This window comes from Pseudomonas sp. S2_F07 (genome assembly GCF_054668325.1).
Map to the genome: position 1 here is coordinate 3,846,599 of NZ_CP162758.1, position 24,123 is coordinate 3,870,721.

The following is a 24,123-nucleotide window of genomic DNA, read 5'->3' on the forward strand; positions in this document are numbered from 1 at the left end:
ATTGCCTCAACCTAAATTAGCGCCCGTTGCCGGGCGCCGGGATTACAGTTTCTTGGCTTTCTCGATCGCTTCTTCGATGCCGCCAACCATGTAGAACGCTTGTTCTGGCAGGTGGTCGTAGTCACCGTTGAGGATGCCTTTGAAGCCAGCAATGGTGTCTTTCAGGGAAACGTATTTACCCGATGCACCGGTGAAGACTTCAGCCACGAAGAACGGCTGCGACAAGAAGCGCTGGATCTTACGAGCACGGTTTACCAACTGCTTGTCGGCTTCCGACAGCTCGTCCATACCCAGGATCGCAATGATGTCCTTCAGTTCTTTGTAACGCTGCAGAACATACTGAACGCCGCGAGCGGTGTCGTAGTGGTCCTGGCCGATTACGTTCGGGTCCAGCTGGCGCGAAGTCGAGTCGAGTGGATCGACCGCTGGGTAGATACCCAGGGAAGCGATGTCACGGGACAGAACGACGGTAGCGTCCAAGTGGGCGAAGGTGGTCGCTGGCGACGGGTCGGTCAAGTCATCCGCAGGTACGTATACCGCTTGGATCGAGGTGATCGAACCTTCCTTGGTCGAAGTGATACGTTCTTGCAGAACGCCCATCTCTTCAGCCAGGGTCGGCTGGTAACCTACTGCCGAAGGCATACGGCCCAGCAGTGCGGATACTTCAGTACCGGCCAGGGTGTAACGATAGATGTTGTCGACGAACAGCAGAACGTCGTTACCTTCGTCACGGAACTTCTCGGCCATGGTCAGGCCGGTCAGTGCTACGCGCAGACGGTTTCCCGGCGGCTCGTTCATCTGACCGTAAACCAGTGCCACTTTGTCCAGAACGTTGGAGTCCTTCATCTCGTGGTAGAAGTCGTTACCCTCACGAGTACGCTCACCCACACCGGCGAACACGGAATAACCGCTGTGCTCGATGGCGATGTTACGGATCAGTTCCATCATGTTTACGGTCTTGCCTACACCGGCACCACCGAACAGACCGACTTTACCGCCTTTGGCGAACGGGCAAACCAGGTCGATAACCTTGATGCCGGTTTCCAGCAGGTCGTTGCCGCCTGCCTGTTCAGCGAACGAAGGCGCTGGACGGTGAATGCCCCAACGCTCTTCGGTAGCGATTGGACCAGCTTCGTCGATCGGGTTGCCCAGAACGTCCATGATCCGGCCCAGAGTCGCTTTACCGACCGGTACGGAGATGGCTGCACCAGAGTCGACAACGTCCAGACCGCGCTTCAAGCCTTCGGTGGAACCCATCGCAATGGTACGAACCACGCCGTCGCCCAGCTGCTGCTGAACTTCCAGGGTGGTCCCGGCCGCGCTTTGTACAGTCAGCGCGTTGTAGATGCTCGGTACGCTGTCGCGTGGAAATTCCACGTCGATAACGGCGCCGATGATTTGAACGATACGTCCGCTACTCATAGCTGGATCCTCTGAATATTTGAACCGTTAAACCGCGGCAGCGCCGCCGACGATTTCCGAGATCTCTTGGGTGATCGCAGCCTGACGCGCCTTGTTGTAGACCAGCTGCAAATCGCTGATCAAATCACCGGCGTTGTCGGTAGCGTTCTTCATCGCGATCATCCGCGCAGCTTGTTCAGCCGCGTTGTTCTCGACCACCGCCTGGTAGACCTGCGACTCCACGTAACGGACCATCAAGCCGTCCAGCAGCTCCTTGGCATCCGGTTCGTAGAGATAGTCCCAGTGGTGCTTGAGGTCTTGATCCGGGGTTGCCACCAGTGGAATCAACTGCTCCACGGTAGGCTGTTGCGTCATGGTGTTGATGAACTTGTTGGACACCACGGACAGGCGGTCAATACGGCCGTCCAGGTAGGCATCCAGCATCACCTTGACGCTGCCGATCAGATCATTGATCGACGGCTCTTCACCCAGGTGGCTGATAGCTGCAACGACGTTACCGCCGAAGTTGCGGAAAAAGGCCGCACCCTTGCTACCAACGACACACAGATCGATCTCGACGCCGTTTTCGCGGTTTACCGCCATGTCCTTGACCAGGGCCTTGAACAGGTTGGTGTTCAAGCCGCCGCACAGACCACGGTCACTGCTCACTACGACATAACCCACACGCTTGATTTCGCGGTCGATCATGAACGGGTGGCGGTATTCCGGGTTGGCGTTGGCCAGATGCCCAATTACCTGGCGGATACGCTCCGCATAAGGACGGCTAGCAGCCATGCGCATTTGTGCCTTGCGCATTTTGCTGACCGCCACTTTTTCCATGGCGCTGGTAATCTTTTGCGTGCTTTTGATGCTCGCAATCTTACTGCGAATCTCTTTTGCGCCTGCCATGTAACACCTATCAGGTTAGCAAGCGGGAGCCTTGCGGCTCCCGCTGCGGCTTACCAGGTTTGGGTGGCCTTGAACTTCTCGATACCGGCTTTCATGCCAGCGTCGATTTCGTCATTGAAGTCACCTTTCACGTTGATCTTCGCCATCAAATCGGCGTGATCGCGGTTGAAGAAAGCAATCAGCGCTTGCTCGAAGCTGCCGATCTTGGCGATTTCAACGTCAGTCAGGAACCCACGCTCAGCGGCATACAGCGACAGCGCCATGTCAGCGATCGACATTGGTGCGTATTGCTTCTGCTTCATCAGCTCGGTAACGCGCTGACCATGCTCAAGTTGCTTACGGGTCGCTTCGTCCAGGTCAGAAGCGAACTGGGCGAATGCGGCCAGTTCACGGTACTGAGCCAGAGCGGTACGGATACCACCGGACAGCTTCTTGATGATCTTGGTCTGAGCGGCACCACCCACACGGGATACCGAAACACCGGCGTTCACTGCAGGGCGGATGCCCGAGTTGAACATGGCCGATTCCAGGAAGATCTGACCGTCGGTGATGGAAATCACGTTGGTCGGAACGAACGCGGAAACGTCGCCAGCCTGGGTTTCGATGATCGGCAGTGCGGTCAGGGAACCGGTTTTGCCGGTCACTGCGCCGTTGGTGAACTTCTCTACGTATTCTTCCGAAACGCGGGATGCGCGCTCCAGCAGACGGGAGTGGAGATAGAACACGTCGCCTGGGTAAGCTTCACGGCCTGGTGGACGGCGCAGCAGCAGGGAAATCTGGCGGTAAGCCACTGCTTGCTTGGACAGATCGTCATAAACGATCAGCGCGTCTTCACCGCGGTCGCGGAAGAATTCACCCATGGTGCAACCGGAGTACGGTGCCAGGAATTGCAGCGCAGGAGATTCCGAAGCACTGGCAGCCACGATGATCGTGTTGGCCAGGGCGCCGTTTTCTTCCAGCTTGCGAACCACGTTGGCGATGGTCGATTGTTTCTGACCGATTGCTACGTAGACGCAGAAAATGCCGCTGTTCTTCTGGTTGATGATCGCGTCGATCGCCAGAGCGGTTTTACCGATCTGACGGTCACCGATGATCAGCTCACGCTGGCCACGGCCGACAGGGATCATGGCATCGACAGCCTTGTAGCCAGTCTGTACAGGCTGGTCTACCGACTTACGCCAGATCACGCCTGGAGCAACTTTCTCGACCGCGTCGGTCTCGGTGTTGCCCAGTGGACCTTTGCCGTCAACAGGGTTACCCAGTGCGTCGACTACGCGACCCAGCAGTTCCTTACCAACCGGAACTTCCAGGATGCGGCCAGTGCACTTGGCGCTCATGCCTTCAGCCAGAGACTGGTATGCGCCCAATACAACGGCACCTACGGAGTCTTGCTCCAGGTTGAGGGCCATACCGAAGACGCCGCCCGGAAACTCGATCATCTCGCCGTACATTACGTCGGCCAGACCGTGAATCCGCACGATACCGTCAGATACGCTGACGACAGTGCCTTCGTTACGGGCTTGGGAGGTCACATCGAGCTTGTCGATGCGGCCCTTGATAATTTCACTTATTTCGGAAGGATTGAGTTGCTGCATTGCTCTGCTGCCCCTTCAAACTCAAGATTTCAATGCTTCGGCAAGTTTCGCGATTTTGCCGCGAATCGAGCCATCGATAACCAGGTCGCCGGCGCGGATGACGACACCACCAATAAGGGCAGCGTCCTCCGCAACTTGCAGGCGCACTTCCCGGTTGAGTCGTGCACTGAGAACCTTGGCGAGTTTGTCTTGCTGTTCTTGGTTCAATGCGAAAGCACTGGTCACTTCAACGTCTACCGACTTCTCTTGCTCGGCCTTGTACAGGTCGAATAGAGCGGCAATCTCCGGCAACAGCGGGAGACGGTCGTTTTCGGCAACGACGTGGATGAAGTTCTGTGCCTTGGCATCAAACTTGTCGCCGCACACGTCAATGAACGTGGCGGCCTTTTCTGCGCTCGTCAGTCGCGGGGCCTTGAGCACGCGCTGCATGGTGTCGTCTTCCGACACCGCTGCAGCCAGGCCGAGCATGGCTGACCAATTGGCCAGTTGCTGGTGGGCCTGAGCGTGCTCGAAGGCCGCCTTAGCGTAAGGTCGGGCCAACGTGGTCAGTTCTGCCATGATCGCCCTCGCTTAGATTTCAGCAGCCAGTTGGTTAACCAGCTCTGCGTGCGCGTTTTGATCGATTGTGGCACCCAGGATCTTCTCGGCGCCGCCGACTGCCAGCAAGCCCACTTGGGCACGCAGCGCGTCTTTGACACTGTTCAGTTCCTGTTCGATCTCGGCTTGAGCCTGAACCTTCACACGGTCAGCGTCGACACGGGCTTTTTCAACAGCCTCTTCGACAATCTGGTTACCGCGTTTCTTGGCTTGCTCGATGATTTCAGCTGCCTGAGCTTTCGCTTCGCGCAGTTGGTGACCCGCTTTCTCTTGGGCCAACTCCAGGTCGCGAGCTGCACGGCTGGCAGCGTCCAGACCATCAGCGATCTTCTTTTGACGTTCGTGCAGAGCCGCAATGACCGGAGGCCATACGAACTTCATGCAGAACAGTACAAAAATCAGGAACGCAACGGACTGGCCAATCAGGGTCGCATTAATGTTCACGCCAACACCTCGCAGTTACGTTGTCCATCACACCAAATTACCCGGAAGATCCGAGTAATTAGCCAGCGATTTGACCAACGAACGGGTTCGCAAAGGTGAAGAACAGAGCGATACCAACACCGATCATGGTTACGGCGTCGAGCAGACCGGCAACGATGAACATTTTAACTTGCAGCATTGGAACCATTTCTGGCTGACGCGCTGCGCCTTCCAGGAACTTGCCGCCCAGCAGGCCGAAACCAATTGCGGTACCCAGTGCGCCCAGGCCGATCAACAGTGCAACAGCGATAGCGGTTAGACCAACTACAGTTTCCATCTTTCCTCCCGACTTTTACGTCGTATGGTTTAGGTTTTTTAGATTAAAGCGGTAAAACAAATCGTTTCAGATGCCCCGTAAGGAGCACCTTCCCGTTTTACCGGGAAGGACATCAGACTAGTCGAGACTGGTCTTAATGGTTTTCTTCGTGTGCCATCGACAGGTAAACGATGGTCAACATCATGAAGATGAACGCCTGCAGGGTGATGATCAGGATGTGGAACACAGCCCACGCCCACTGCAGAACAACGCCCAGGCCACTAAGCCAGAGCAGACCGCTGCCGAACATCACAGCAATCAGAATGAAGACCAGCTCACCGGCGTACATGTTGCCGAACAGACGCAGAGCCAGGGAGATCGGCTTGGCGATCAGGGTCACGAATTCCAGCAGGAAGTTCACCGGGATCAGCAGGGCCTGAACGAAAATGTTCTTGCTGCCGAACGGGTGCAGGGTCAGTTCGCCGATGAAGCCGCCGATGCCCTTGACCTTGATGCTGTAGAAAATGATCAGTGCGAAGACCGAGATAGCCATGCCCAGGGTCGCGTTCGGGTCGGTGGTCGACACGGCGCGGAACGGGATGTGCGCATCACCGGAGATCAGGATGGCCAGCTGAGGAATCCAGTCGACCGGTACCAGGTCGACGGCGTTCATCAGGAACACCCAGACGAAGATGGTCAGTGCCAGCGGTGCAATCACCGGGCTACGGCCATGGAAGCTGTCTTTCACGCTGCCATCGACGAATTCGACCAATACTTCAACGAAGTTCTGCAAAGCACCTGGCTGACCGGAAGTCGCTTTCTTTGCCGCCATGCGGAAAAGAAGAACGAAGATCAGACCCAATGCGACCGACCAGCCGAGAGTATCGACGTGGAAAGCCCAGAAGCCCATTTCCTTGGCTTCTGCTGCGGTGTGGGCAAAGCCCCAGCCGCCGTTTGGGAGCTGACCGAAGGTCAGGTTCTGCAAGTGGTGCTGGATATAGCCCGAAGCGGTTGTTTCTGCCATGGTTGCCTCAAACGCCCTAAGGTCTCGAAAGTCTTGTTCTCATCAGCAGGGGAGCGAACCAGCTGACTGACTGAGTCAGCACGAAGGCACCGAATACTGCAATCGGCGCCAGTGGCTTCACACCTGCAAACACCAGTGCAAACAGCACTGCCGTCAAAATCAGTTTGCCTGCCTCGCCGGCATAAAAAGACCGGACGATGGACTGGGCCGCTCGAGCGCCGGAAAACCGAAATGCCCTGTGAGCGAAATAAACATTGGGTAGCAAGGCTATCAGGCCTCCGCAGAGTCCCGAGTACCCGGCAACGACTCCATATCGGTACCAAAGCGCCAAAGCGGCAATCAGCAATACGACAAATTGAGCCATTAACACCGGAAAAACTGCCAGGCGATGGAAGGGCAGGCGGTTTGGCGTGCGGGTTTCCATCACTTTTACTCTCCAATGGTCGGCTGCCGAAATTCAATAACTTGGCATAATTTGTGCCGACAAAATGCGCGCAGAGTATAGGGGCGGTTCTGCCCCTATTCAACTGTCAGGTAGTGATTTCCGACTGCGCGCTACATGAGGAAATGTTTCAGCGGATATGTGCAAGTACGCCTTGAAGCTCATCCAGTGAGTTGTAGCCAATCACCAACTGCCCTTTACCCTTCTTACCGTGGCGGATCTGCACCGCAGAGCCTAGGCGCTCGGCCAGGCGCTGTTCGAGACGAGCAATATCCGGGTCCGGTTTTGCCGCTTCCACAGGCTCCGGTTTACCACTCAACCACTGGCGAACCAGTGCCTCTGTCTGGCGCACGGTCAGCCCGCGTGCGACAACATGTCGCGCCCCTTCAACCTGTTGAATTTCCGGTAAACCGAGCAAAGCACGGGCATGACCCATTTCCAGGTCGCCGTGGGACAACATGGTCTTGATGACTTCCGGCAGGGAAATCAGGCGCAACAGGTTGGCCACGGTCACCCGCGACTTGCCCACGGCCTCGGCCACCTGTTGCTGGGTCAGCTGGAACTCCTGCTGCAAACGCTGCAGGGCCACCGCTTCTTCAATCGGATTCAGGTCTTCGCGCTGGATGTTCTCGATCAGCGCGATGGCGATCGCGGTTTCATCGGGTACATCGCGAACCATCGCCGGGATCGTTTCCTGCCCGGCCTGCTGGCTGGCGCGCCAGCGACGTTCGCCGGCGATGATCTCGAAGCGGCCGCCGCCGATCGGGCGAACCACGATAGGCTGCATGACGCCCTGGGCCTTGATCGACTGCGCCAGCTCTTCGAGCGCCTGCGGATCCATGTCACGACGCGGCTGGTACTTGCCGCGCTGGAGCAGATCAAGGGGAAGGTGCTGCAGCTCACGCAGATCGGCTTGCGCCGCTTGTTCTTCCAGCGAGCTGACAGTCGGACCACTCAACAGAGCATCCAGTCCACGTCCGAGACCTCGTTTCTTGACGGCCATGGGGATTCCTTAAGTTGCCTGAGCAGCGGCGATGCGTGAGTTTTTGCGTTGACGACGAACCATTTCGCCCGCCAATGCCAGGTAGGCAACGGCGCCTCGCGATGTTTTGTCGTACGCCAGCGCCGGCATGCCGTAGCTTGGCGCTTCAGCCAGACGGATGTTGCGCGGAATGACGGTGTCGTAGAGCTGCTCGCCGAAGTGTTCCTTGAGCTGCGCCGAGACATCGTTCATCAGGCTCAGGCGCGGGTCGTACATCGTACGCAGCAGGCCTTCGACCTTGAGGTTCGGGTTCAGCAGTTCAGAGATACGCTTGATGTTATCCACAAGATCGCTCAAGCCTTCAAGTGCGAAGTACTCGCACTGCATGGGGATAATGACCCCGTCGGCGGCAACCAGTGCGTTCAAGGTCAGCATCGACAGCGATGGCGGGCAGTCGATCAGAATGTAATCGTAGTTTTCCCGGATCGGCGCCAGCGCGCTGCGCAGACGGCTTTCCTTCATCTGCATTTCCAGCAGAACCACTTCGGCCGCGGTGAGGTCGCGGTTGGCCGGCAACAGCTGGTAACCACCATGCTCGGAGAAGTGCATGGCCTGGGCCAGGTCACATTCTCCGATCAGCAGGTCGTAGACCGAGTTTTCCAGGCCATGTTTATCCACACCGCTACCCATGGTGGCGTTGCCCTGTGGATCAAGATCGATCAACAGCACCCGGCGCTTGGTCGCGACCAGGGATGCTGCGAGGTTGATGCAGGTGGTGGTTTTGCCCACGCCACCCTTTTGGTTCGCAATCGCGAATACCTTAGCCATTCTTGCTTGTGTTCCCAATCATGCCGTGCGGCGCAGTATCAGCAGATGGCGTTGGCCTTGGCAACCAGGTACGGCCAGGGCGTGTTCGCTATCGAGGTGGAAGTCTGCCGGCAATGCTACCAGCTCATCGGCCGGATGAACGCCCTTCATTGCCAGCCAGCGTGTTTCGCTATCGCCGAGGTGGCGAGTCCAGTTGCTGAAGTTCTCCATGCTGCTGAACGCCCGGGAAATGATCCCGTTGAACGGTTGGGCAGGCTGGAATGCTTCGACGCGACTGTGGATAACTTGCAGGTTATCCAGTTTGAGTTCGAGTTTGACCTGGGTCAGGAAGCGGGTTTTCTTGCCGTTGCTGTCCAGGCAGGTCACCTGGGACTCGGGAAACAGGATCGCCAGCGGAATGCCAGGCATGCCGCCGCCACTGCCGACGTCGAGCCAGCGACCGTTTTCGATGAACGACATCACGCTCAGGCTATCGAGCAAATGACGGGAAACCATTTCGTCCGGATCACGCACGGCGGTGAGGTTGTAAGCCTTGTTCCACTTGATCAACAGGGCCAGGTAACCCAGCAACTGTGCGTGCTGGGTTTCTGTCAGCGTGACACCGAGTTGGCGAGCACCTGTGGATAACTCTTCTGCGTGTTGCGAAGTGACCAACGAACTCAAGCGCTTTGCTCCAACTGACGGCCCGCGCCGCGTTTTTTCAAATGAATCATCAACAGCGAAATGGCTGCCGGCGTAACGCCCGGGATACGCGAGGCCTGGCCCAGGGTTTCTGGACGGGTCGCGCCGAGCTTGCTCTGGATCTCCTTGGAGAGACCGGAAATATTCGTGTAATCGATATCCACAGGCAGTTTGGTGTCTTCGCTGGCGCGCAAGCGGGCGATTTCGTCCTGTTGACGATCGATGTAGCCGGCGTACTTGGTCTTGATTTCGACCTGCTCGGCAACCTGTGGATCTTCTGCGCCGCCACCGGTCACGGCGATCAGACCAGCGTAGTCGATTTCCGGACGACTCAAGAGATTGAGCAGGTTGTATTCGTGAGTCAGTGGCGTGCCGAATTTTTCGGCAATGGCATCGCCCTGTTCGGTGCCGGGGCGTACCCAGGTGCTTTTCAGGCGCTGCTCTTCCAGTTCGATGCTTTCGCGTTTTTTGCAGAAAGCTGCCCAGCGCAAGTCATCCACCAGACCCAGTTCGCGGCCTTTTTCGGTCAGGCGCAGGTCGGCGTTGTCTTCGCGCAGGATCAAGCGATATTCGGCGCGGGACGTGAACATCCGGTACGGCTCTTGGGTACCAAGGGTAATCAGGTCGTCGACTAACACGCCGATATAGGCCTCGTCGCGACGCGGGCACCAGGCCTCTTTGCCTTGCGCACGCAGCGCAGCGTTGGTCCCGGCCAGCAAACCCTGGGCACCGGCTTCTTCGTAACCGGTGGTGCCGTTGATTTGCCCGGCAAAGAACAGACCGCCGATGACTTTGGTTTCCAGGCTGTACTTCAAGTCACGTGGATCGAAGTAGTCGTACTCGATCGCGTAGCCCGGACGCACGATGTGCGCGTTTTCCATGCCGCGGATCGATTGCACGATCTGCAATTGCACGTCGAACGGCAAGCTTGTGGATATCCCGTTCGGATACAGCTCATGAGTGGTCAAACCTTCCGGTTCGATAAACACCTGATGGCTTTCCTTGTCGGCAAAGCGATGGATCTTGTCTTCGATCGACGGGCAATAACGCGGGCCGATCCCTTCGATCTCGCCGGCAGCGGAATACATCGGCGAACGGTCGAGGTTCGCGGCAATGATTTCGTGGGTGCGGGCATTGGTGTGGGTAATCCAGCAGCTGACTTGCTTCGGATGCTGTTCTTTGGACCCCATGAACGACATCACCGGGATCGGCGTATCACCCGGTTGCTCGGACATCACCGAGAAATCCACAGACCGGCCGTCGATACGCGGCGGAGTACCGGTTTTCAAACGACCCACACGCAATGGCAGTTCACGCAGACGGTGAGCCAGCGCGATCGATGGCGGATCACCGGCGCGACCGCCGGAAAAATTCTGCAAACCGATGTGGATAAGTCCACCGAGGAACGTGCCGGTGGTCAACACCACGGAATCGGCGAGGAAACGCAGACCCATTTGCGTGACAACACCACGGACTTGTTCCTGCTCGACGATCAGGTCGTCAGCGGCTTGTTGAAATATCCACAGGTTCGGCTGGTTCTCCAGGATTTCGCGGACAGCTGCCTTGTACAGAACCCGGTCTGCCTGCGCGCGGGTTGCTCGCACGGCCGGGCCTTTGCGGCTGTTCAACACGCGAAACTGGATACCGCCTTTATCGGTAGCCATGGCCATCGCACCGCCGAGGGCGTCGATTTCCTTGACCAGGTGGCTTTTGCCGATCCCGCCAATGGCAGGGTTGCAACTCATGGCACCGAGGGTTTCCACGTTATGCGTCAGCAACAGGGTTTTAACCCCCATACGTGCTGAGGCCAGTGCTGCCTCGGTACCGGCATGACCGCCGCCGATGACGATCACTTCAAAACGGGAAGGGAAATCCACCACGCACCTCGTGCCTGCTTAAGTAGGTAATTCAGGAATAGTTTGAGCTCAGGTTTTTGGACCTGGTCGACAAGTATAGGGACTTCGCCCTTCCTAAAGAACCCTTTGCACAAAATTTAACCAGCTGTGGAAAAGTCGGAGTTATAGAAATTAAAAAGAAAGAAATTTATTAAATCTTTGTTTTTATGTTTATTTCTATGCACCCTCATTTCTGTGGATAGATTGATATAGGCCTTTATTTTCAATGTGTACAGAGATTCAAAACCCTGTGTTCATGTGCCAATGAGGCCCTTGGATAACCGGTGTAAGCCTGTGGATGAAAGAGGTGGTTATCCACAGAGGTGGTTATGTTCAGTTTTCAGGCCCTGTTATCAACTGACCTTAGCCACGGTTATTCACAGGGCTTAATCCACAGAAAAGTGCCGTTTGCTCGAAATTCGGGTACAGGAATTGCGCTAAAGCAGACAAAGTCCGCTCGGCACTGGAGGTTTTTTTCAGAAATGGAGAGAACAGACAGGCACGAATGGCCTGTCTGTGAGTAACAGGTGGGCTACTTACCGATACAGAAGCTGGAGAAAATTCGCCCCAGCAGATCATCGGAGCTGAAAGCACCAGTGATTTCACCCAGCGACTGCTGAGCCTGGCGCAAATCCTCGGCCAGTAACTCGCCAGCGCCGGCCAGGGTCAATTGAGCGCGGCCATGCTCGAGGGCTGCACTGGCATGACGTAGCGCCTCAAGGTGTCGCCGGCGAGCGCTGAAGCTGCTTTCGGACGTTTGTTCATAGCCCATGCAGGCCTTGAGGTGTTCGCGCAGCAGGTCCAGCCCGACACCACCAGACTTGGCGCTCAGGCTGATGGTGACATGGCCGTCCGCGCTGACCTCCAGGGCAATGGCTTCGCCCGTAAGGTCGGCCTTGTTGCGGATCAGGGTGACTTTCGCGGGATCGGGACGGGTTTCGAGAAACTCCGGCCAGAGTGCGAAAGGATCGAGGGCTTCCGGGGCCGTGGCATCGACCACCAGCAGTACCCGATCCGCTTCGCCGATGGCTTTCAAGGCACGCTCGACGCCGATTTTTTCCACATGATCATCGGTATCGCGCAGGCCGGCGGTATCCACCACGTGCAGCGGCATGCCATCGATGTGGATATGTTCACGGAGCACGTCACGGGTGGTGCCGGCAATTTCGGTCACGATCGCCGCTTCACGCCCAGCCAGGGTATTGAGCAGACTGGATTTACCGGCATTCGGACGGCCGGCAATGACCACTGTCATGCCGTCACGCAGCAAGGCGCCCTGCCCGGCTTCGCGGATGACGGTGGATAACTCGTCGCGAACCTTGTCGAGCATGCTCAGGACGTGGCCATCGGCAAGGAAGTCGATTTCCTCTTCCGGAAAATCGATGGCCGCTTCGACATAGATGCGCAGGCCGATCAATTGCTCGGTGAGGTTATGCACACGCGACGAGAAAGCACCCTGCAGTGAGCGCAACGCGTTTCGCGCAGCCTGGGCAGAACTGGCTTCAATCAGGTCGGCAATGGCCTCGGCCTGGGCGAGGTCCAGTTTGTCGTTGAGGAAGGCGCGCTCACTGAATTCTCCCGGCCGGGCGAGACGGCAACCCAGTTCCAGGCAACGCTTGAGCAGCATATCCAGAACGATCGGACCACCATGGCCTTGCAGCTCCAGCACGTCTTCGCCTGTGAACGAGTTCGGGCCGGGGAAATACAAGGCAATGCCCTGGTCCAGCACCTCGTCGTTTTCACTGAAAAACGGACCGTAGTGAGCAAATCGCGGCTTGAGCTCGCGACCGCTGAAGGCCTTGGCCGCAACGCTGGCCAACGGCCCGGAAATACGCACGATGCCTACACCGCCTCGACCTTGAGCGGTGGCGACGGCTGCGATGGTTTCGCGAGGAACGCTCATAAACCGGTATCCAGACAAAAGTGACAGATAGCAAAACGCCCCACTAGGGGGCGTTTTGAGTGGTTATCCACAGTGTAAATCAGGCAGCTGCTTTAGCGGCTGCTTCGATCTTACGTGTGATGTACCACTGTTGGGCGATCGACAGGCAGTTGTTCACTACCCAGTACAGCACCAGACCGGCCGGGAACCACAGGAAGAAGAAGGTGAAGATGATCGGCATCAGCTTCATCACCTTGGCCTGCATCGGATCCGGAGGAGTCGGGTTCAGCTGCTGCTGGATGAACATGGTTGCACCCATGATGATCGGCAGAATGAAGAACGGATCCTTGATCGACAGGTCAGTAATCCACAGCATGAACGGAGCCTGACGCATCTCGACGCTTTCCAGCAGAACCCAGTACAGCGAGAGGAAAACCGGCATCTGCACGAGGATTGGCAAGCAACCACCCAGCGGATTGATCTTCTCTTTCTTGTACAGCTCCATCATGGCTTGCGACATTTTCTGCCGGTCATCGCCATGTTGCTCTTTCAGTGCAGCCAGTTTCGGTGCCACTGCACGCATGCGCGCCATGGATTTGTAGCTGGCAGCCGACAGCGGGAAGAAGATCCCTTTGATCAGCATGGTCAGGAAGATGATCGACCAGCCCCAGTTACCCACAATGGCGTGGATGTGTTGCAACAACCAGAAGATCGGTTGGGCGATGAACCACAGAATGCCGTAGTCGACCGTCAGTTCCAGACCTGGGGACAACTCTTTGAGCACGGCCTGGCTTTTCGGACCGGCGTACAGAACAGCGCTGGTCTCGGCCTTGGCACCCGGTGCAACACTCATCGATGGGCCGGTATAGCCGATGATGTAGTTGCCTTTGCTGTCTTTACGGGTCTGGACGACATTGTTTTCGCCCTTGGCCGGAATCCATGCGGTCACGAAGTAGTGCTGCAACCAGGCAACCCAACCGCCAGTGACGGTTTCTTTGAGCGGCGCCTTGTCCATGTCCTTCATGGACACTTTCTTGTACGGCTCGGAACTTGTCCACAGGGCGGCGCCCAGGTAGGTCGCGGTGCCGGTAGCCGTGGTCGACGAAGGATCGGCGCTGGCGTCGCGCTTCAACTGGGCAAACATCGCACCGGTCCAGGGCTGGGCGCTCTGGTTGTCGATCAGGTAGGAAACGGTTACGTCATACAAGCCACGTTTCACGGTGAAACGCTTGATGTAGTTGACGCCGTCCTTGCTGAACTTCAGGTCTACGACCATTTGGTCCTGACCGTCAGCCAGTTGATAAACCTTCTTCTCCGAGGAATAAACCGGACGACCGGCCGGATTTGCATCCGGACCGTTGGTGCCGATCAGACCGCTTTGCGCCAGATAAGTACGTTCGCCGCCGTTATCGAACAGCTGGAACGGAATTTCCGGGTGATCCTGACGACGCGGATACAGCGGCAGGGTCAACTGGGCAACATCGCCGCCTTGTGGGTCGATAGCCAGGTCCAGTACATCCGTTTTGATCTGGATGAGGTCCTTGCTCACAGCCGCCGGAGTTTCGGCAGGTGCGCTGGTGTCGCTTGCAGCACGTGGAATGTCGTCACTGGCGGAAGCGTTGGAGCCAGTTGCCGTTTCCGGCAGGCCCGGTGCAGTCGTACTGGAGGCAACATTCTGAGTCGGCAAGGCAGCCTGACCATAGTCCTGGTTCCATTTAAGAACCATAACGTAGGACACGATTGCCAGGGCGACGATCAGGATCGTGCGTTTGATATCCATGATTACTCGGCCATCGAAGAAGAACGGGAGGTAGGGATAGGTGGAACCGGGTCATAACCACCGGGATTCCACGGATGACAGCGACCTAAACGACGAAAGGTCAGCCAGCCACCGCGAAGAAGGCCATGATTTTCGATGGCTTCTAACGCGTAGCAGGAACAACTGGGGTAGAAACGACAGTGACTGGCCATCAGAGGACTAATGGCATAGCGGTAAAACTGGATCGGAACGAGTGCCAGTTTACGCATCTGGACTGTCTACCCCTACAGTTTCGGTTTTGACTGCTGGTACCGGCGAACTGCGAGCCAGACGCTTCCAGAGTTTGCCGAAATGCTGAATCAATTCGGGGTTTTCTACGTCGCCCAAACCTTTGCGCGCGACGATAACAATGTCCCAGCCGACCAGTGAATCCTGGTTCAGGCGAAACGATTCGCGCATCAGACGTTTGAGGCGATTGCGCTCGACGGAGAGCTTTACGCTCTTTTTCCCGATAACCAACCCGAGACGGGGGTGATCAAGATCGTTGTTGCGCGCAAGGAGCAGGAGATTTTTCCCCGGAACCTTGCCGGTAGGGGAGTCAAAGACTGCCTTGAATTGCCGGGGGGTAAGCAGACGCTTTTCCCGACTGAAGTCCTGACTCACCTCCAGTGCCGGATTATCAAACTGCCAGACGCGCACGACCTTTGGCGCGACGACGCGACAGGACGGCACGACCGTTCTTGGTAGCCATGCGAGCACGGAAACCGTGGGTACGAGCGCGTTTGATAGTGCTTGGTTGGAAAGTACGTTTCATTGTCGTGTTACCTGGTTCGTCCACAACGGGCCGGAATGGCCCCCGTTTTAAGAGACCGGGGATTCTAGAGAAAGCAAGCCTTCAGGTCAATTTCCAACCAGCGTTTCCTTATAAATAGATCTCCAGAGGTTTTTCGGCGCTTGCCCCTTACGTAGATATAAAAATAAGAAAGGAAAGTATTTAAAGCTTTTCTGTAAAGCTTATAAAAGCTAGGCCCGCACCCTTCTGTGGATAACTCAATTCAACCCTTGTTTTACCTGCTGTACAGAGAATGACAACTACAGTGGAAAACAGTGTTCAGCCTGTGCTGCGCTGTCGGATAACCTGTGTGTGAAAGCAGGCTTTATCCACAGGGTGGTTATCCACCGAGTTTCGCCCCCACTTGTGCAACGACCTTAACCCCGGTTATCCACAGAGCTTATGCACAGACCACTGGTCGCCTTTTTTGCGTATGAAAGGGTGATTCTTCTTGGTCGATGAACCACCTTCGTGTGGATAAGTCGGCGTCTGGTCGCTACAATGGCCGCTTGTTTTTGCCTCACCGGCTTTCAACTTAGGGGATATCCGTGTCAGTGGAACTTTGGCAGCAGTGCGTGGAGCTTTTGCGCGATGAGCTGCCTGCCCAACAATTCAACACTTGGATCCGTCCACTACAGGTCGAAGCCGAAGGCGACGAGTTGCGTGTCTATGCGCCCAATCGTTTTGTTTTGGACTGGGTCAACGAAAAATACCTGGGGCGTGTTCTCGAATTGCTCGATGAGCACGGCAATGGCATGGCGCCAGCGCTTTCCTTATTAATAGGCAGCAAACGCAGTTCGGCACCCCGTGCCGCGCCCAATGCTCCCCTGGCTGCCGCGGCTTCCCAGGCCCAGGCTGCTCAAGCGCCCGCCAGTCCGTCGCCGGCACCTGCCGCCGCGTCGACCAAGCGTGCGACGCAAAAAGTGGCCGAGGTCACCGAAGAAGAACCTTCACGTGACAGCTTCGACCCGATGGCCGGTGCCAGTTCGCAACAGGCACCTGTGCGCGCCGAGCAACGTACGGTGCAGGTCGAAGGTGCGCTCAAGCACACCAGTTACCTGAACCGCACCTTTACCTTTGAGAATTTCGTTGAAGGTAAATCCAACCAGTTGGCGCGCGCCGCCGCCTGGCAGGTGGCAGACAACCCCAAGCACGGTTACAACCCACTCTTCCTTTATGGTGGTGTCGGCCTGGGTAAAACCCACTTGATGCATGCAGTGGGTAACCATCTGTTAAAGAAGAACCCGAATGCCAAGGTGGTGTACCTGCATTCCGAGCGTTTCGTGGCGGACATGGTCAAGGCCCTGCAACTGAACGCGATCAACGAATTCAAGCGCTTCTACCGTTCGGTGGATGCGTTGCTGATCGATGACATTCAGTTCTTCGCCCGCAAGGAACGTTCCCAGGAAGAGTTTTTCCACACCTTCAACGCCCTGCTCGAAGGTGGCCAGCAGGTCATTCTCACCAGTGACCGCTACCCGAAGGAAATCGAAGGCCTTGAAGAACGCCTCAAATCCCGTTTTGGCTGGGGCCTGACCGTAGCGGTCGAGCCGCCGGAGCTGGAAACCCGCGTGGCGATCCTGATGAAGAAGGCCGATCAGGCCAAAGTCGAGCTGCCTCACGATGCCGCGTTCTTCATTGCCCAGCGCATTCGCTCCAACGTCCGTGAGCTGGAAGGCGCGCTCAAGCGTGTGATCGCCCACTCGCACTTCATGGGGCGCGACATCACCATCGAGCTGATTCGCGAATCCCTTAAAGACTTGTTGGCGTTGCAGGATAAACTGGTTTCTGTGGATAACATTCAGCGCACTGTCGCCGAGTACTACAAGATCAAGATCTCCGACTTGCTGTCCAAACGCCGTTCGCGTTCGGTCGCTCGTCCGCGTCAGGTCGCCATGGCGTTGTCCAAGGAACTGACCAACCACAGCTTGCCGGAAATCGGCGATGTGTTTGGCGGTCGCGACCATACAACGGTCTTGCACGCGTGCCGCAAGATCAACGAACTTAAGGAATCCGACGCGGACATCCGCGAGGACTACAAGAACCTGCTGCGTACGCTGACCACTTGATGAACACCAGCGCAGCTTATTAAGGCAAGGGACTAGACCATGCATTTCACCATTCAACGCGAAGCCCTGTTGAAACCCCTGCAACTGGTCGCAGGCGTCGTCGAACGCCGACAGACCTTGCCGGTACTTTCCAACGTGCTGCTGGTTGTCGAAGGCCAGCAATTGTCGCTGACCGGTACCGACCTGGAAGTCGAGCTGGTTGGTCGTGTTCAACTCGAAGAGCCGGCGGATCCGGGCTCCATCACCGTACCGGCGCGCAAGCTGATGGACATCTGCAAAAGCCTGCCGAACGATGCGCTGATCGACATCAAGGTCGACGAGCAAAAGCTTGTGGTCAAGGCTGGCCGTAGCCGCTTCACCCTGTCGACACTGCCGGCCAACGACTTCCCTACCGTGGAAGAAGGCCCGGGTTCGCTGACCTGCAGCCTGGAGCAAAGCAAGCTGCGTCGTTTGATCGAACGCACCAGCTTCGCCATGGCCCAGCAGGACGTGCGCTACTACCTCAACGGCATGCTGCTGGAAGTCTCCGCTGGTGTGATCCGCGCCGTGGCCACCGACGGTCACCGGCTGGCCATGTGCTCGATGCAGGCCGATATCGGTCAGCCGGATCGTCATCAAGTCATCGTGCCACGCAAAGGTATCCTCGAACTGGCACGCCTGCTCACCGAGCCGGACGGCAATGTCAGCATCGTACTGGGTCAGCACCACATCCGCGCCACCACTGGTGAGTTCACCTTCACCTCGAAACTGGTCGACGGCAAATTCCCGGACTACGAGCGTGTTCTGCCTAAAGGCGGCGACAAGCTGGTACTTGGCGATCGTCAGGCTCTGCGCGAAGCGTTCAGCCGTACCGCGATTCTGTCCAACGAGAAGTACCGTGGTATCCGTCTGCAACTGGCCAGCGGTCAGCTGAAGATCCAGGCGAACAACCCGGAACAGGAAGAAGCGGAAGAAGAAGTGGGCGTTGAATACAACGGCGGCTCCCTGGAAATCGGCTTTAACGTGAGCTACCTGCTTGACGTACTGGGCGTGATGACCACCGAGCAGGTTCGCCTGATCCTGTCCGACTCCAACAGCAGTGCGCTGGTACAGGAATCGGATAACGACGACTCGGCCTACGTTGTCATGCCGATGCGTCTGTAATCATGCCCAGCAGAAGCTAGATGTCCTTAAGTCGCGTCTCGGTCACCGCGGTGCGCAATCTGCACCCGGTGACCTTCTCCCCCTCCCCCCGCATCAATATTCTTTACGGCGCCAACGGCAGCGGCAAAACCAGTGTTCTGGAAGCCATCCATCTGCTGGGGCTTGCCCGTTCGTTTCGCAGCACCCGTCTGTTGCCGGTCATTCAATATGAACAACTGGCATGCACGGTCTTTGGCCAGGTTGAGCTAGCGGAGGGTGGGCATAGCGCCTTGGGCATATCACGGGATCGACAGGGCGAATTCCAGATCCGTATCGATGGGCAGAATGCTCGCAGCGCCGCGCAACTGGCCGAGATCCTGCCACTGCAGCTGATCAATCCGGACAGTTTTCGATTGCTGGAAGGTGCACCGAAGATTCGCCGGCAGTTTCTTGACTGGGGGGTGTTCCACGTGGAACCGCGCTTCATGTCAACCTGGCAGCGCTTGCAGAAGGCCCTGCGCCAGAGAAACTCTTGGCTTCGGCATGGTACACTTGACGCCGTTTCGCAAGCGGTTTGGGACAGGGAACTGTGCCAGGCCAGCGCTGAAATTGATGAATACCGCCGCGCTTATATCAAAGCCTTGAAACCAGTCTTTGAACAAACCTTGAGCGATCTGGTTGAGCTTGAAGGCTTGACGCTCAGCTATTACCGCGGCTGGGACAAGGACCGTGAACTGAGTACTGTGCTCGCCGGGTCTCTTCAGCGGGACCAGCAAATGGGGCATACCCAGGCCGGACCACAACGTGCTGATTTGCGGCTCAGACTGGGCGCGCATAACGCTGCGGACATCTTGTCCCGTGGCCAGCAGAAGTTGGTGGTTTGCGCATTGCGGATTGCCCAAGGTCACTTGGTCAGCCAGGCTCGACGCGGTCAGTGTATTTATCTGGTGGATGACTTGCCGTCCGAACTGGACGAGCACCACCGTCGCGCGCTTTGCCGCTTGTTGGAAGACTTACGCTGCCAGGTCTTTATCACCTGTGTAGATCACGAATTATTGAGGGAAGGCTGGCAGACGGAAACGCCAGTCGCTCTGTTCCACGTGGAACAGGGCCGTATCACCCAGACCCACGACCATCGGGAGTGAAGGCATTGAGCGAAGAAAATACGTACGACTCAACGAGCATTAAAGTGCTGAAAGGCCTGGATGCCGTACGCAAACGTCCCGGTATGTACATTGGTGACACCGACGATGGCAGCGGTCTGCACCACATGGTGTTCGAAGTGGTCGATAACTCGATCGACGAAGCTCTCGCCGGCCACTGCGACGACATCAGCATCATCATTCACCCGGATGAGTCCATAACCGTTCGTGACAACGGTCGTGGCATCCCGGTAGACGTGCACAAAGAAGAAGGTGTTTCGGCAGCCGAGGTCATCATGACCGTACTGCATGCCGGCGGTAAGTTCGACGACAACTCCTACAAAGTATCCGGTGGCCTGCACGGTGTAGGTGTGTCGGTAGTGAACGCACTGTCCAAAGAGCTTGTTCTTACGGTGCGCCGCAGCGGCAAAATCTGGGAACAGACTTACGTCCACGGTGTTCCACAAGAACCGATGAAAATCGTTGGTGAGAGTGAAACCACCGGCACCCAGATTCACTTCAAGCCATCGGCCGAGACGTTCAAGAACATCCACTTCAGCTGGGACATCCTGGCCAAGCGGATTCGTGAACTGTCCTTCCTCAACTCCGGTGTCGGCATCGTCCTCAAGGATGAGCGCAGCGGCAAGGAAGAGTTGTTCAAGTACGAAGGCGGCCTGCGAGCGTTCGTTGAATACCTGAACACCAACAAGACTGCGGTCAACCAGGTGTTTCACTTCAATATTCAGCGCGAAGACGGCATCGGCGTGGAAATCGCCTTGCAGTGGAACGACAGCTTCAACGAGAACCTGTTGTGTTTCACCAACAACATTCCACAGCGCGATGGCGGTACTCACCTGGTGGGTTTCCGTTCCGCACTGACGCGTAACCTGAATACCTATATCGAAGCCGAAGGTCTGGCGAAGAAGCACAAAGTCGCGACCACCGGTGACGATGCCCGTGAAGGCCTGACCGCGATCATTTCGGTGAAAGTACCGGATCCGAAGTTCAGTTCCCAGACCAAAGACAAGCTGGTTTCTTCCGAAGTGAAGACCGCGGTCGAACAGGAAATGGGCAAGTACTTCTCCGACTTCCTGTTGGAAAACCCGAACGAAGCCAAGCTGGTCGTCGGCAAGATGATCGATGCGGCACGTGCTCGTGAAGCGGCGCGTAAAGCCCGTGAAATGACCCGTCGTAAAGGCGCGCTGGATATCGCCGGCCTGCCGGGTAAACTGGCTGACTGTCAGGAAAAAGACCCTGCCCTTTCCGAACTGTACCTCGTGGAAGGTGACTCTGCTGGCGGCTCCGCCAAGCAGGGACGTAACCGTCGGACCCAGGCCATCCTGCCGCTGAAGGGCAAGATCCTGAACGTCGAGAAGGCGCGTTTTGACAAGATGATCTCTTCGCAAGAAGTAGGCACCTTGATCACCGCGCTGGGCTGCGGCATCGGCCGCGACGAGTACAACATCGACAAGCTGCGTTACCACAACATCATCATCATGACCGATGCTGACGTCGACGGTTCGCACATCCGTACCCTGCTGCTGACCTTCTTCTTCCGTCAGTTGCCGGAGCTGATCGAACGCGGCTACATCTACATCGCTCAGCCACCGCTGTACAAGGTCAAGAAAGGCAAGCAAGAGCAATACATCAAAGACGACGACGCCATGGAAGAGTACATGACGCAGTCGGCTCTGGAAGATGCGAGCCTGCACCTGAACGAGGATGCACCGGGTATCTCCGGCGAAGCCCTCGAGCGCCTGGTGAATGACTTCCGTCTGGTGATGAAGACCCTCAAGCGTCTGTCGCGCCTGTACCCACAGGAGCTGACCGAGCACTTCATCTACCTGCCAGCGGTGAGCATGGAGCAACTGTCCGATCACGCAGCGATGCAAGATTGGCTGGCCCAGTACGAAGTGCGTCTGCGCACCGTCGAGAAGTCGGGTCTGGTCTACAAGGCCAGCCTGCGTGAAGACCGTGAGCGTGGTGTGTGGCTGCCAGAGGTCGAACTGATCTCCCACGGCCTGTCGAACTACGTCACCTTCAACCGCGACTTCTTCGGCAGTAACGATTACAAGACTGTCGTTTCGCTAGGCGCTCAACTGAGCACCCTGCTGGACGACGGCGCGTACATCCAGCGTGGCGAGCGCAAGAAGCCGGTGACCGAGTTCAAGGAAGCCCTTGAATGGCTGATGGCTGAAAGCACCAAGCGTCACACCATCCAGCGATACAAAGGTCTGGGCGAAATGAACCCGGATCAGCTGTGGGAAACCACCATGGACCCAAGCCAGCGCCGGATGCTCAAAGTGACCATCGAAGACGCCATTGGCGCGGACCAGATCTTCAACACCCTGATGGGTGATGCGGTCGAACCACGTCGTGACTTCATCGAGAGCAACGCTTTGGCGGTGTCCAACCTGGATTTCTGATCCCGGTCGATACCAACGAAAAGGCCAACGCATTGCGTTGGCCTTTTTTATTGTCTCGCCGGAGCAACGCGCGGTCCCGTTGCGGCTCCTGTCTCACGATCTGTGGGCGAATCGAGTGTCGGATTAAGTTCGGTGGGATAGACATTCAGGCTGCAAATTCCGCTGTTTGCAGAATGAAACCGGGTGATCCAGGCCGCCCCGTCAGGTCGACAGCCAGTGTTTGTTCCAGGCATAAAAAAACCGGCTATATCAGCCGGTTTTTTTACGTCCAAAAAAAACTTATGCACGTTTTTATGGTTTTTATCATTCAAAAAAATATGTAAAAAAATCATAAGGTTACATACAAAAAACGACGGTTTTCAATGAAACGGTACACAGGTTATCCACAGAATCTCAGACAGCCACCTGATCGTTTGAAACCGGCGCTTGCGGAGCCGGTGGTAGCGAGCCCATTTCCCGTTGCATCTGCTCGTTCCACGCCTGGACCCGGTCGTTCAATTCAGCGATGGCTCGCGGTCCGGTGCCTGCGGCATACATCGGCTCGCCAATGATCACAGTGATGACGCCCTGCTTCTTCACCCAACCGGTTTTCGGCCAGAACTTGCCTGCGTTGTGCGCAATTGGCAGCACCGGCAATTCGGCGTTGACCGCCAAGGCGCTGCCACCGCGCGAGAACTTTCCAACGGTGCCGAAAGGAACGCGCGTGCCTTCGGGGAAGATCAGCACCCAGACATTGTCCTTGAGCAACTCATCACCCTTTTGCGCCACATGCTTGAGTGCGGCTTTCGGGTTGTCGCGATCGATGGCGATCGGTCGCAGCATGGCCATGGCCCAACCGAAGAACGGCACATAGAGCAATTCACGCTTGAGCACCTGGCTCAGCGGCGAGAAGTAGGCAGAGAGAAAGAACGTCTCCCACGTGCTCTGGTGATTCGACTGAATGACGCAAGGCCGTTCAGGTACGTTCTCGGCCCCCTTCACTTCGTAGCGAATGCCCAAAAACACTTTGCTCAGCCACAAGGCGCAGCGGCACCAGTACACGTTGATGAAGCGATAACGTGCCTTGAATGGCAGAAACGGCGCGATAAAAAAACTCAGGCTGCACCACAGCAAGGAGCTGGTGCCCAGCAGCAGGTAAAAGAGGAAGGTTCTGATGGCCTGCAATATCGACATGGTGACGTTTACCGTTGCGGGCAATACCCGCCTGTATAAAGCGCACTCCTGATCAATCCTTTGCCAGGAAATTCAGAAGCACTCTAATTGTGGATAAGTTCTGCGGCAATCGCCGCCAGATCGTCAAAAATCAATGTGCCAACCGGAAGGGTCAAGCCCTGAGTCTTTTCGCCTTTCCCGGTCTTTACCAAAACTGGCTGTGAATCGACGGCTTTGGCGGCTTCCAGGTCACCAAGGCTGTCGCCGACGAACCAGAGATTGGTCAGCGACACGTTGTAATGAGCGGCGATGGTTTTCAGCATCCCGGGTTTCGGCTTGCGGCAATCGCAGCCTTCGTCCGGCCCGTGCGGGCAATAGACGATCAGGCCGACTTCACCGCCCTGCTCCGCCACCAGCGCGCGCAAGCGCTCGTGCATGGCATCCAGGGTGGCGAGGTCGTAATAGCCGCGAGCGATACCCGACTGGTTGGTAGCGACCGCTACCGTCCAGCCGGCCTTGCTCAACTGCGCGATGGCTTCGATCGAACCGGGGAGTGGAATCCACTCCTCCACCGACTTGATGTAAGCGTCGGAGTCGTAATTGATCACTCCGTCCCGATCGAGAATCAGCAGTTTCAACAGCAATC

Annotated in this window: 23 protein-coding genes; 4 read left to right on the forward strand and 19 right to left on the reverse strand. The window is 56.8% G+C overall.

Going from position 1 to position 24,123, the window contains the following annotated elements; all coding sequences use genetic code 11:
* Window positions 1-42: 42 nt before the first annotated feature.
* The 17 genes from atpD to rpmH all read right to left on the reverse strand — a co-directional run bounded on the left by atpD (window position 43) and on the right by rpmH (window position 15,548).
* Window positions 43-1,422: a F0F1 ATP synthase subunit beta gene (atpD, locus tag AB4O40_RS17490; protein WP_008045671.1), complete on the reverse strand. Its 1,380-nt coding sequence runs from the start codon at window positions 1,420-1,422 to the stop codon at window positions 43-45.
* A 27-nt stretch (window positions 1,423-1,449) separates the two neighbouring features.
* Entirely contained in the window at window positions 1,450-2,310 is an 861-nt protein-coding gene (gene atpG, locus AB4O40_RS17495) for a F0F1 ATP synthase subunit gamma (protein ID WP_008045673.1), read from the reverse strand.
* Window positions 2,311-2,360: 50 nt separating this feature from the next.
* Window positions 2,361-3,905, reverse strand: coding sequence for a F0F1 ATP synthase subunit alpha (gene atpA / locus AB4O40_RS17500; protein ID WP_030132553.1), 1,545 nt, complete (start codon window positions 3,903-3,905; stop codon window positions 2,361-2,363).
* 21 nt (window positions 3,906-3,926) lie between these two features.
* A complete protein-coding gene (locus AB4O40_RS17505; protein ID WP_008045680.1) occupies window positions 3,927-4,463 on the reverse strand; it encodes a F0F1 ATP synthase subunit delta in 537 nt (178 codons plus the stop codon).
* A gap of 12 nt (window positions 4,464-4,475) precedes the next feature.
* Window positions 4,476-4,946 (reverse strand): F0F1 ATP synthase subunit B, encoded by a 471-nt coding sequence (locus AB4O40_RS17510; RefSeq protein WP_008045681.1) that lies wholly within the window; start codon window positions 4,944-4,946, stop codon window positions 4,476-4,478.
* Between the two features lie 58 nt (window positions 4,947-5,004).
* A complete protein-coding gene (atpE, locus tag AB4O40_RS17515; protein WP_003097235.1) occupies window positions 5,005-5,262 on the reverse strand; it encodes a F0F1 ATP synthase subunit C in 258 nt (85 codons plus the stop codon).
* A 133-nt stretch (window positions 5,263-5,395) separates the two neighbouring features.
* A complete protein-coding gene (gene atpB, locus AB4O40_RS17520; RefSeq protein WP_056726776.1) occupies window positions 5,396-6,265 on the reverse strand; it encodes a F0F1 ATP synthase subunit A in 870 nt (289 codons plus the stop codon).
* Window positions 6,266-6,281: 16 nt separating this feature from the next.
* Window positions 6,282-6,689: a F0F1 ATP synthase subunit I gene (locus AB4O40_RS17525; RefSeq protein ID WP_008045685.1), complete on the reverse strand. Its 408-nt coding sequence runs from the start codon at window positions 6,687-6,689 to the stop codon at window positions 6,282-6,284.
* A 148-nt stretch (window positions 6,690-6,837) separates the two neighbouring features.
* The gene (locus tag AB4O40_RS17530; protein WP_056726775.1) at window positions 6,838-7,710 is read right to left on the reverse strand and encodes a ParB/RepB/Spo0J family partition protein; all 873 of its coding nucleotides are present in this window, start codon (window positions 7,708-7,710) and stop codon (window positions 6,838-6,840) included.
* Window positions 7,711-7,719: 9 nt separating this feature from the next.
* Window positions 7,720-8,517 carry a ParA family protein gene (locus tag AB4O40_RS17535; RefSeq protein ID WP_056726774.1) on the reverse strand — a complete coding sequence of 266 codons (798 nt, stop codon included), beginning with the start codon at window positions 8,515-8,517 and terminating at the stop codon, window positions 7,720-7,722.
* Window positions 8,518-8,535: 18 nt separating this feature from the next.
* On the reverse strand, window positions 8,536-9,180 hold the full coding sequence (gene rsmG, locus AB4O40_RS17540) for a 16S rRNA (guanine(527)-N(7))-methyltransferase RsmG (protein WP_007969895.1): 645 nt from the start codon (window positions 9,178-9,180) through the stop codon (window positions 8,536-8,538).
* A complete protein-coding gene (gene mnmG, locus AB4O40_RS17545; protein ID WP_056726773.1) occupies window positions 9,177-11,075 on the reverse strand; it encodes a tRNA uridine-5-carboxymethylaminomethyl(34) synthesis enzyme MnmG in 1,899 nt (632 codons plus the stop codon). The genes rsmG and mnmG overlap by 4 nt, the downstream gene beginning before the upstream one ends.
* A 550-nt stretch (window positions 11,076-11,625) precedes the next feature.
* The gene (gene mnmE / locus AB4O40_RS17550; protein ID WP_056726772.1) at window positions 11,626-12,996 is read right to left on the reverse strand and encodes a tRNA uridine-5-carboxymethylaminomethyl(34) synthesis GTPase MnmE; all 1,371 of its coding nucleotides are present in this window, start codon (window positions 12,994-12,996) and stop codon (window positions 11,626-11,628) included.
* A gap of 79 nt (window positions 12,997-13,075) precedes the next feature.
* Window positions 13,076-14,755: a membrane protein insertase YidC gene (gene yidC, locus AB4O40_RS17555; protein ID WP_460053772.1), complete on the reverse strand. Its 1,680-nt coding sequence runs from the start codon at window positions 14,753-14,755 to the stop codon at window positions 13,076-13,078.
* A gap of 2 nt (window positions 14,756-14,757) precedes the next feature.
* A complete protein-coding gene (gene yidD, locus AB4O40_RS17560; protein ID WP_010207715.1) occupies window positions 14,758-15,003 on the reverse strand; it encodes a membrane protein insertion efficiency factor YidD in 246 nt (81 codons plus the stop codon).
* Window positions 14,996-15,397, reverse strand: a complete 402-nt coding sequence (rnpA, locus tag AB4O40_RS17565; RefSeq protein ID WP_056727027.1) for a ribonuclease P protein component — start codon at window positions 15,395-15,397, stop codon at window positions 14,996-14,998. The genes yidD and rnpA overlap by 8 nt, the downstream gene beginning before the upstream one ends.
* A 16-nt stretch (window positions 15,398-15,413) precedes the next feature.
* On the reverse strand, window positions 15,414-15,548 hold the full coding sequence (gene rpmH, locus AB4O40_RS17570; RefSeq protein WP_003213577.1) for a 50S ribosomal protein L34: 135 nt from the start codon (window positions 15,546-15,548) through the stop codon (window positions 15,414-15,416).
* Between the two features lie 566 nt (window positions 15,549-16,114).
* Between rpmH and dnaA the strand changes: the two genes are divergently transcribed.
* From dnaA to gyrB, 4 genes are read left to right on the forward strand one after another with little or no spacing between them, the layout of a single operon-like run.
* Complete coding sequence (gene dnaA / locus AB4O40_RS17575) at window positions 16,115-17,635, forward strand: chromosomal replication initiator protein DnaA (protein WP_056726770.1); 1,521 nt, start codon at window positions 16,115-16,117, stop codon at window positions 17,633-17,635.
* Between the two features lie 39 nt (window positions 17,636-17,674).
* Entirely contained in the window at window positions 17,675-18,778 is a 1,104-nt protein-coding gene (gene dnaN, locus AB4O40_RS17580) for a DNA polymerase III subunit beta (RefSeq protein WP_007969885.1), read from the forward strand.
* 20 nt (window positions 18,779-18,798) lie between these two features.
* Window positions 18,799-19,902 (forward strand): DNA replication/repair protein RecF, encoded by a 1,104-nt coding sequence (gene recF, locus AB4O40_RS17585; RefSeq protein ID WP_056726769.1) that lies wholly within the window; start codon window positions 18,799-18,801, stop codon window positions 19,900-19,902.
* 5 nt (window positions 19,903-19,907) lie between these two features.
* On the forward strand, window positions 19,908-22,325 hold the full coding sequence (gene gyrB, locus AB4O40_RS17590) for a DNA topoisomerase (ATP-hydrolyzing) subunit B (protein WP_056727026.1): 2,418 nt from the start codon (window positions 19,908-19,910) through the stop codon (window positions 22,323-22,325).
* A gap of 393 nt (window positions 22,326-22,718) precedes the next feature.
* On the opposite strand, the gene AB4O40_RS17595 is transcribed toward gyrB, so the two are convergent.
* Both AB4O40_RS17595 and gmhB read right to left on the reverse strand, forming a co-directional pair.
* Window positions 22,719-23,498, reverse strand: a complete 780-nt coding sequence (locus tag AB4O40_RS17595) for a lysophospholipid acyltransferase family protein (RefSeq protein WP_056726768.1) — start codon at window positions 23,496-23,498, stop codon at window positions 22,719-22,721.
* Between the two features lie 83 nt (window positions 23,499-23,581).
* A complete protein-coding gene (gene gmhB, locus AB4O40_RS17600) occupies window positions 23,582-24,121 on the reverse strand; it encodes a D-glycero-beta-D-manno-heptose 1,7-bisphosphate 7-phosphatase (protein ID WP_177336487.1) in 540 nt (179 codons plus the stop codon).
* Between the last annotated feature and the right edge of the window lie 2 nt (window positions 24,122-24,123).

What these genes read in the sequence shown, in the direction of transcription:
- mnmE (WP_056726772.1), bottom strand. Translation starts at nt 12,996, where the DNA reads ATGAGCGTTCCTCGCGAAACCATCGCAGCCGTCGCCACCGCTCAAGGT.
- yidD (WP_010207715.1), bottom strand. Translation starts at nt 15,003, where the DNA reads ATGCGTAAACTGGCACTCGTTCCGATCCAGTTTTACCGCTATGCCATT.
- AB4O40_RS17595 (WP_056726768.1), bottom strand. Translation starts at nt 23,498, where the DNA reads ATGTCGATATTGCAGGCCATCAGAACCTTCCTCTTTTACCTGCTGCTG.
- atpA (WP_030132553.1), bottom strand. Translation starts at nt 3,905, where the DNA reads ATGCAGCAACTCAATCCTTCCGAAATAAGTGAAATTATCAAGGGCCGC.
- dnaN (WP_007969885.1), top strand. Translation starts at nt 17,675, where the DNA reads ATGCATTTCACCATTCAACGCGAAGCCCTGTTGAAACCCCTGCAACTG.
- atpG (WP_008045673.1), bottom strand. Translation starts at nt 2,310, where the DNA reads ATGGCAGGCGCAAAAGAGATTCGCAGTAAGATTGCGAGCATCAAAAGC.
- AB4O40_RS17530 (WP_056726775.1), bottom strand. Translation starts at nt 7,710, where the DNA reads ATGGCCGTCAAGAAACGAGGTCTCGGACGTGGACTGGATGCTCTGTTG.
- recF (WP_056726769.1), top strand. Translation starts at nt 18,799, where the DNA reads ATGTCCTTAAGTCGCGTCTCGGTCACCGCGGTGCGCAATCTGCACCCG.
- AB4O40_RS17505 (WP_008045680.1), bottom strand. Translation starts at nt 4,463, where the DNA reads ATGGCAGAACTGACCACGTTGGCCCGACCTTACGCTAAGGCGGCCTTC.
- rpmH (WP_003213577.1), bottom strand. Translation starts at nt 15,548, where the DNA reads ATGAAACGTACTTTCCAACCAAGCACTATCAAACGCGCTCGTACCCAC.
- atpB (WP_056726776.1), bottom strand. Translation starts at nt 6,265, where the DNA reads ATGGCAGAAACAACCGCTTCGGGCTATATCCAGCACCACTTGCAGAAC.
- AB4O40_RS17525 (WP_008045685.1), bottom strand. Translation starts at nt 6,689, where the DNA reads ATGGAAACCCGCACGCCAAACCGCCTGCCCTTCCATCGCCTGGCAGTT.
- AB4O40_RS17535 (WP_056726774.1), bottom strand. Translation starts at nt 8,517, where the DNA reads ATGGCTAAGGTATTCGCGATTGCGAACCAAAAGGGTGGCGTGGGCAAA.
- atpD (WP_008045671.1), bottom strand. Translation starts at nt 1,422, where the DNA reads ATGAGTAGCGGACGTATCGTTCAAATCATCGGCGCCGTTATCGACGTG.
- yidC (WP_460053772.1), bottom strand. Translation starts at nt 14,755, where the DNA reads ATGGATATCAAACGCACGATCCTGATCGTCGCCCTGGCAATCGTGTCC.
- atpE (WP_003097235.1), bottom strand. Translation starts at nt 5,262, where the DNA reads ATGGAAACTGTAGTTGGTCTAACCGCTATCGCTGTTGCACTGTTGATC.